Annotated in this window: 6 protein-coding genes and 2 pseudogenes; 5 read left to right on the forward strand and 3 right to left on the reverse strand. The window is 66.3% G+C overall.

What is annotated here, in order from left to right; translation table 11 throughout:
• Together NI18_RS16450 and gltX are read right to left on the reverse strand one after the other, a co-directional pair.
• Positions 1-202 (reverse strand): annotated as a pseudogene (locus tag NI18_RS16450) (energy transducer TonB); the annotation flags it as partial.
• Positions 203-362: 160 nt separating this feature from the next.
• Positions 363-1,706, reverse strand: coding sequence for a glutamate--tRNA ligase (gene gltX / locus NI18_RS16455; protein ID WP_037531543.1), 1,344 nt, complete (start codon positions 1,704-1,706; stop codon positions 363-365).
• 106 nt (positions 1,707-1,812) lie between these two features.
• Here gltX and NI18_RS16460 point away from each other — a divergent pair, with 106 nt between their 5' ends.
• A complete protein-coding gene (locus NI18_RS16460; RefSeq protein ID WP_031440310.1) occupies positions 1,813-2,751 on the forward strand; it encodes a ribose-phosphate pyrophosphokinase in 939 nt (312 codons plus the stop codon).
• Positions 2,752-2,785: 34 nt separating this feature from the next.
• Here the strand turns inward: NI18_RS16460 and NI18_RS16465 are convergent, their stop codons facing one another.
• Positions 2,786-3,127 (reverse strand): PilZ domain-containing protein, encoded by a 342-nt coding sequence (locus NI18_RS16465; RefSeq protein ID WP_042466950.1) that lies wholly within the window; start codon positions 3,125-3,127, stop codon positions 2,786-2,788.
• Between the two features lie 231 nt (positions 3,128-3,358).
• On the opposite strand from NI18_RS16465, the gene sucC reads away from it, so the two are divergent.
• The 4 genes and pseudogenes from sucC to NI18_RS16485 all read left to right on the forward strand — a co-directional run.
• On the forward strand, positions 3,359-4,561 hold the full coding sequence (sucC, locus tag NI18_RS16470) for an ADP-forming succinate--CoA ligase subunit beta (protein ID WP_037531547.1): 1,203 nt from the start codon (positions 3,359-3,361) through the stop codon (positions 4,559-4,561).
• A 231-nt stretch (positions 4,562-4,792) separates the two neighbouring features.
• Positions 4,793-5,539, forward strand: coding sequence for an electron transfer flavoprotein subunit beta/FixA family protein (locus NI18_RS16475; RefSeq protein WP_031440308.1), 747 nt, complete (start codon positions 4,793-4,795; stop codon positions 5,537-5,539).
• A complete protein-coding gene (locus NI18_RS16480; protein ID WP_031440307.1) occupies positions 5,536-6,465 on the forward strand; it encodes an electron transfer flavoprotein subunit alpha/FixB family protein in 930 nt (309 codons plus the stop codon). Before NI18_RS16475 ends, NI18_RS16480 begins: the two co-directional genes overlap by 4 nt.
• A 164-nt stretch (positions 6,466-6,629) precedes the next feature.
• Positions 6,630-6,960: pseudogene (locus tag NI18_RS16485) on the forward strand (energy transducer TonB); the annotation flags it as partial.

Here is a 6,960-nt window from a genome sequence, read left to right on the forward strand (position 1 = left end):
GCGGATCGGCGGGCGGCACCGGCGTGGGCGGCGGCGGGGTGTGCGGGATATAGATTGTGAGTGGCGGGTCGGGCGGCGTGAACGGCACCAGTTCCGGTGCTGCAAAGAACAACGCCCCGATCACCACGCCGTTGATCGCCAGCGCGACGCCCAGGCTTCCGGGGTTCAATCCGCCCGTCCGGCTCATTCTGTCCGCGTACATCCGTCCGTCTCCTTCGCATCTCCTCGAGGATGGCGGCGCGATCGATACCGCCACGTGAAATGGTACATCATTACATGCGCCGCGCAAGCGCGATCGGAACCGTTTTGCACGCCGTCGGATCAGGGGCGGTCAGCGGGGTTTCAGCCCGCTCGTTCAAGCCTCAGCCGGCGCGTGCCGCCGCGAGGCGCGCCAGTGCCCGCTCGCGCCCGATCAGCGGCAGCAGTGCGGCCATGTCGGGCCCGTGATCGCGTCCGGTCAGCGCGCGGCGCAGCGGCAGGAACAGCGCCTTGCCCTTGCGCCCGGTCTCCGCCTTCAACCGGCTCGTCAGTGCATGCCAGGGGTCACTTGCCCAGTCGATCGCCGCGGACGCGGCCAGCGCCTGGTCGAGATACGTCGCATCCTCGTCCCCGCCGACGGGTTTGACCGCGACCGGCCCCTCGATCACCTGCCACCAGTCGGCGGCATCGGCGAGCGTCATTAGGTTCGGACGTACCGCCTCCCATGCGGCCTCGCTCATGCCCTCGGGCAGGCGGTCGGCGACGTCGGCAAAGGGCAGCGCATGCACGATCCGCGCATTCAGCTGCGCCAGTTCGCCCTCGTCGAACCGCGCCGGCGCGCGGCCGAACCGGGCGAAGTCGAACGTCGCGATCAGCGGCGCAGCGTCGGCGATCGGCTCGACCGGATCGCTCGTCCCGATCCGCGCGAGCAGCGCGCGCACCGCCTGCGGCTCGATCCCTACCTCGCGGAAATGATCCGCGCCGAGCGAGCCCAGCCGCTTGGACAATTTCCCTTCCGCCCCGGTCAGCAACGCTTCGTGCGCGAACTGCGGCGCGGGCACACCGAGCGCTGCGAACATCTGCAGCTGCAGTGCGGTGTTCGACACATGATCCTCGCCGCGCACGACATGAGTCACGCCCATATCGGCATCGTCGATCGCGGACGGCAGCATGTACAGCCACGACCCGTCCGCGCGCCGGATCACCGGGTCGCTCATCGTCCGCGCCTCGAAATGCTGCTCGCCGCGGATCAGGTCGGTCCACGCGATCGGCGTGTCGTGATCGAGCTTGAATCGCCAGTGCGGCGCCACCCCGTCGCGCTCGAACACCGCGCGCTGCGCGTCGGTGAGAGCCAGCGCCGCGCGATCATAGATCGGCGGCAACCCGCGCCCCGCCTGAATCTTGCGCTTGAGGTCGAGCTCCTGCGCGCTCTCATACGCCGGATAGATATCGCCGCTTTCGACCAGCGCCGCGAACCGCCCCTCGTACAGCGCGAACCGCGCCGACTGGCGTTCCTCGCCATCGGGCGTCATCCCCAGCCAGTCGAGATCGCTACGGATCGCGTCGACGAACCGCTCCTCGCTCCGTGCCGCATCGGTGTCGTCGATCCGCAGCAGGAAGCGTCCGCCCTGCGCGCGCGCAAACATCCAGTTGTGGAGCGCCGTGCGGATGTTGCCGACGTGCAGCCGGCCGGTGGGCGAGGGGGCGAAACGGGTTATGACGGTCATGCCCTGCGCTGTACGAAGCGGGGCGCCCCCCGGCAAACCCCTTCGCCCCTTTCCCCATTGAAACACCGGGACTAAGGGGCGTGCGACAGGGCGTGGAGCGATTTTGATGAAATTGATGACCGGCAATTCGAACCTGCCTCTGGCGCAGGAGATCGCCGCCTATCTCGAGACTCCGTTGACCGATGTCAGCGTCCGCCGCTTCGCTGACGAGGAAGTGTTCGTCGAGATCAACGAGAATGTCCGCGGCGAGGACGTGTTCGTGATCCAGTCGACCGGCTTTCCGGCGAACGACAACCTCATGGAATTGCTCATCATGATCGACGCGCTGAAGCGCGCGTCGGCACGCCGCATCACCGCGGTCATCCCCTATATGGGTTATGCCCGCCAGGACCGGAAACCCGGCCCGCGCACGCCGATCTCGGCCAAGCTCGTCGCCAACCTCATCACCGTCGCGGGCGCCAACCGCGTCCTCTCGGTCGATCTCCATGCCGGGCAGATCCAGGGCTTCTTCGATATCCCGACCGACAATCTCTATGCGGCGCCGGTCATGTCCGCGGATATCCTTGCGCGGTTCAAGGGCAAGAACCTGATGGTCGTCTCCCCCGACGTCGGCGGCGTGGTGCGTGCGCGCGTGCTCGCCAAGCGGCTCAACAACGCGCCGCTCGCGATCGTCGACAAGCGTCGCGAGCGCGCCGGCGAATCGGAGGTGATGAACATCATCGGCGAGGTCGAGGGCCGCTTCTGCATCCTGGTCGACGACATCGTCGATTCGGCGGGCACGCTGTGCAATGCGGCGGCCGCGCTGATGGAGGCAGGCGCCGAGGGCGTCGTCGCCTATGTCACGCACGGCGTGCTGTCGGGCGGCGCGGTCGCGCGGGTCGAGGGCTCAGAGCTGCGCGAGCTCGTCATCACCGATTCAATCGGCAATCATGACGTGATCAAGGGCGCGCATGGCAAGATCCGCCACCTGCAGATCGCTCCGCTGCTCGGCGAGGCGATCAAGCGGATCGCGGATGAAACGAGCGTCTCGAGCCTGTTCGACTGACGCGCCGCTGTCGGATCGTGGTGCGGTCGCCGGGTTACCGCTGCGACAGCGCCACGATGTGATCGAACACCGCGGGGTGCAGCGGCTTGGCGAAGGCGCAGCCATATTTGAACTTGTCGCGCCACGCGACCACCGCCTCGAGCGCGGCGAGGCCGGGCAATGTCAGCCACACGACCGTCCCCGGCCAGAGCGTGAAGCTGGTCTCGGCCCGGAACCCCGACAGTGAGAGGTCGGTCACTTCGATCTCGAACCGCGTCTGGCCGCGGTCGCGCAGGTGCGCACGCATCCTGACGGATTTGCGCAACGCCCGGCGCAACTCTCCACCGGGCTCTTCACCGGTCCGAGTCTCAGGCGAGTCGTAGGCGGGGTCTGTCATGGTTCAACTCTGGCACGAAAAGGGTTACTTTTCCGCAAATGTTTGTGATCCGGCAGGCGTTTCGATCCGCTGCGGCGCGCATCCCTAAAATGGCCAAAAATCAGCGATCCCCTCGCTCTATTGCGAACGAGACGCAAGTGCAAATGCCTTAAGGGTGGATTTGCGGCGCGCCCTGTGCTTTACGCGCTGGCAATTCCCGAGTTTCCTAAAAAATTGCGTGGAGCCTTCCCGATGAACATCCATGAATACCAGGCCAAGGAACTGCTGGCCAAGTTCGGCGTCCCCGTCCCCGCCGGTTTCGCGGCGCTGACCGTCGAGGAAGCCGTCGAGGCCTCGAAGAAGCTCCCCGGACCGCTCTATGTCGTGAAGGCGCAGATCCACGCCGGCGGCCGCGGCAAGGGCAAGTTCGTCGAGCTCGGCCCCGACGCCAAGGGCGGCGTCCGCCTCGCCAAGACCGAGGACGAGGTTCGCGCGGCCGCGACCGACATGCTCGGCAACACGCTCGTCACCATCCAGACGGGTGACGCGGGCAAGCAGGTCAACCGCCTGTACGTCACCGACGGCGTCGAAATCGACAAGGAATTCTACCTCGCGCTGACGCTCAACCGCACCACCGGCCGGGTGATGATGGTGGCCTCAACCGAAGGCGGCATGGACATCGAGGCGGTCGCGCATGACACGCCCGAGAAGATCCAGTCGATCGACATCGACCAGGCGACCGGCTTCATGCCGCATCACGGCCGCGCCGTTGCCGCAGCACTCGAACTGACCGGCGATCTCGCCAAGCAGGCCGCGAACACCGCGTCGAAGCTGTATGACGCGTTCATGGGCACCGATGCCGAGCAGATCGAGATCAACCCGCTCGCGGTGACCAACGACGGCAAGCTGATGGTGCTCGACGCGAAGGTCGCGTTCGACGGCAACGCGCTGTTCCGCCACAAGGACCTGCTGCAGCTGCGCGACGAGACCGAGGAAGATCCCGCCGAGCTCGAGGCGTCGAAGTACGACCTCGCCTATATCAAGCTCGACGGCGACATCGGCTGCATGGTCAACGGCGCCGGCCTCGCCATGGCGACGATGGACATCATCAAGCTCAACGGCATGTTCCCGGCCAACTTCCTCGACGTCGGCGGCGGCGCCAACAAGGAGAAGGTGACCGCGGCGTTCAAGATCATCCTCGCGGATCCGAACGTGAAGGGCATCCTCGTCAACATCTTCGGCGGCATCATGAAGTGCGACATCATCGCCGACGGCATCGTCGCGGCGGCGAAGGAAGTGAACCTGTCGGTCCCGCTGGTCGTCCGCCTCGAGGGCACGAATGTCGAGAAGGGCAAGGAGATCCTCGCGAACTCCGGCCTGGCAATCGTCCCCGCGAACGACCTTGGCGACGCCGCCAAGAAGATCGTCGCAGAGGTGCAGAAGGTCGCGGCGTAAACGCTGTCGGCCTCGCATACTGACTTCGCGAAAAACGGGGCTCGGACGGAAACGTCCGGGCCCTTTTTCGTTGGTATCGCAGCCGGTCCGACGGGGCGGTCGTCGTGACGCTACGGTATCCGATGTTTCCGTACCGCACTTGCGAAAACGACGCGAAACCGCCATCTGTCGCACCAACGCAGCCGGTAACCGGCGGGCGAAACGAACATATTCACCTTGGAAGGAATCCCGATGAAGGTGCTGGTGCCGGTCAAGCGTGTGCTTGACTACAACGTGAAGCCTCGCGTGAAGGCGGACGGAACGGGCGTCGATCTGGCGAACGTCAAGATGAGCATGAACCCGTTCGACGAGATCGCGGTCGAGGAAGCGATCCGCCTGAAGGACAAGGGCGTGACCGAGATCGTCGTCGTGTCGATCGGCGAGCAGAAGAGCCAGGAAACGCTGCGCACCGCGCTCGCCATGGGCGCCGACCGCGCGATCCTCGTCCTCAGCGAGACCAAGGTCGAGCCATTGGGCGTCGCCAAGATCCTCGCCAAGATCGTCGAGGAAGAACAGCCCGACCTCGTCATCCTCGGCAAGCAGGCGATCGACGACGACAACAACCAGACCGGGCAGATGCTCGCCGGCCTCCTCAACTGGGGCCAGGGCACGTTCGCGTCGAAGGTCGAGATCGCCGACGACTCGGTCCATGTGACGCGCGAAGTTGATGGCGGTGCGGAGACGGACACGCTCAAGCTGCCCGCGATCATCACCACCGATCTTCGCCTCAACGAGCCGCGCTATGCGTCGCTGCCGAACATCATGAAGGCCAAGTCGAAGCCGATGGCGACCAAGGCGCCGGCCGACTTCGGTGTCGACGTGACGCCGCGGCTGACCACGCTGAAGGTCGTCGAGCCCGCCAAGCGCTCGGCGGGGATCAAGGTCGCTGACGTCGATGAGCTCGTCGGCAAACTCAAGACGATGGGAGTCGCAAAGTGAAGACGCTCGTTTGGGTCGAACATGACGGTCAGGTCGTCAAGGACGCCACGCTTTCCGCGGTCACTGCCGCGAGCAAGCTCGGAGAAGTCCATCTGCTGGTCGCAGGGCAGGGGGTCGACGCCGTCGCCGCCGCCGCTGCGAAGATCGCCGGCGTCGGCAAGGTGCACGTCGCCGATGACGCGGCGTTCGCGCACGCGCTCGCCGAAAACGTCGCGCCACTGATCGTCGAGCTAATGGGGCATCACGACGCGTTCGTCGCGCCGTCGACCACGCACGGCAAGAATATCGCGCCGCGCGTCGCAGCCCTGCTCGACGTCATGCAGATCAGCGACATCCTCTCGGTCGAGAGCGACGACACGTTCACGCGCCCGATCTATGCGGGCAACGCGATCGCCACCGTCCAGTCGTCGGACGCGAAGAAGGTCATCACCGTCCGTGGCACCGCGTTCGAAAAGGCCGCCACCGAAGGCGGCTCGGGCGAGATCGAGGCGGTCGCCTCGACCGGCGACAAGGGTCTGTCGACCTTTGCCGGCGCGGAGATCGCCAAGAACGAGCGTCCCGAACTGACCAGCGCGAAGGTCATCGTTTCGGGCGGCCGTGCGCTGGCCTCGAGCGACCAGTTCCACGCGCTGATCGATCCGCTCGCGGACAAGCTGGGCGCGGGCGTCGGTGCAAGCCGCGCCGCGGTCGATGCGGGCTATGCCCCGAACGACTATCAGGTCGGCCAGACGGGCAAGATCGTCGCCCCCGAAGTCTATGTCGCAGTCGGCATCTCGGGCGCGATCCAGCACCTCGCGGGCATGAAGGATTCGAAGACGATCATCGCGATCAACAAGGACGAGGACGCGCCGATCTTCCAGGTCGCGGACATCGGCCTGGTCGGCGATCTGTTCAAGATCGTCCCCGAACTGACCGAAAAGCTCTAACCCGCAAAGCCTCCCCCGGCAGGGGGAGGTGGCAGGCATAGCCTGACGGAGGGGGAGGATAGACGGACCCATATTGCCCGTCCTCCTCCCCACCCACCAACCCCCCGGACAGCGCCGCGGCCCGAACGCTTGCCGCCCCGCGCCATCCTCCCCAGATATCAGTCATGTACGGCGTCCAACCCCATCCGCGCGACCGGCTCCTGTCCGCCGCCGGCGCCGCTGCCCTGTGTGCAGCACTGGGCTATGCGCTGATCCTCGGCCTCGGCGTCAGCTCCCGTCGGCGATCCCCGACGCGCTCAAGACCTTCGCGGTCGGGCCGCCGCCCCCGCCGCCGCCGCTGGAAAAAAGTCGTGCCCCGCCCGGCGAAGAGCCACCGGCCCGAAGGTGCCGCATCACCCGCCAATCTCCGGTCGAAGGCGACCGAGCTCGTCGCCCCGATCCCGATCGTCCCGCCCGTCATCCCGCCGCCGATCGTCGCCGCGCTCAAGCCCGGCG

The sequence above is a fragment of the Sphingomonas sp. Ant20 genome (assembly GCF_000783375.1).
Taxonomy (GTDB): domain Bacteria; phylum Pseudomonadota; class Alphaproteobacteria; order Sphingomonadales; family Sphingomonadaceae; genus Sphingomonas; species Sphingomonas aerolata.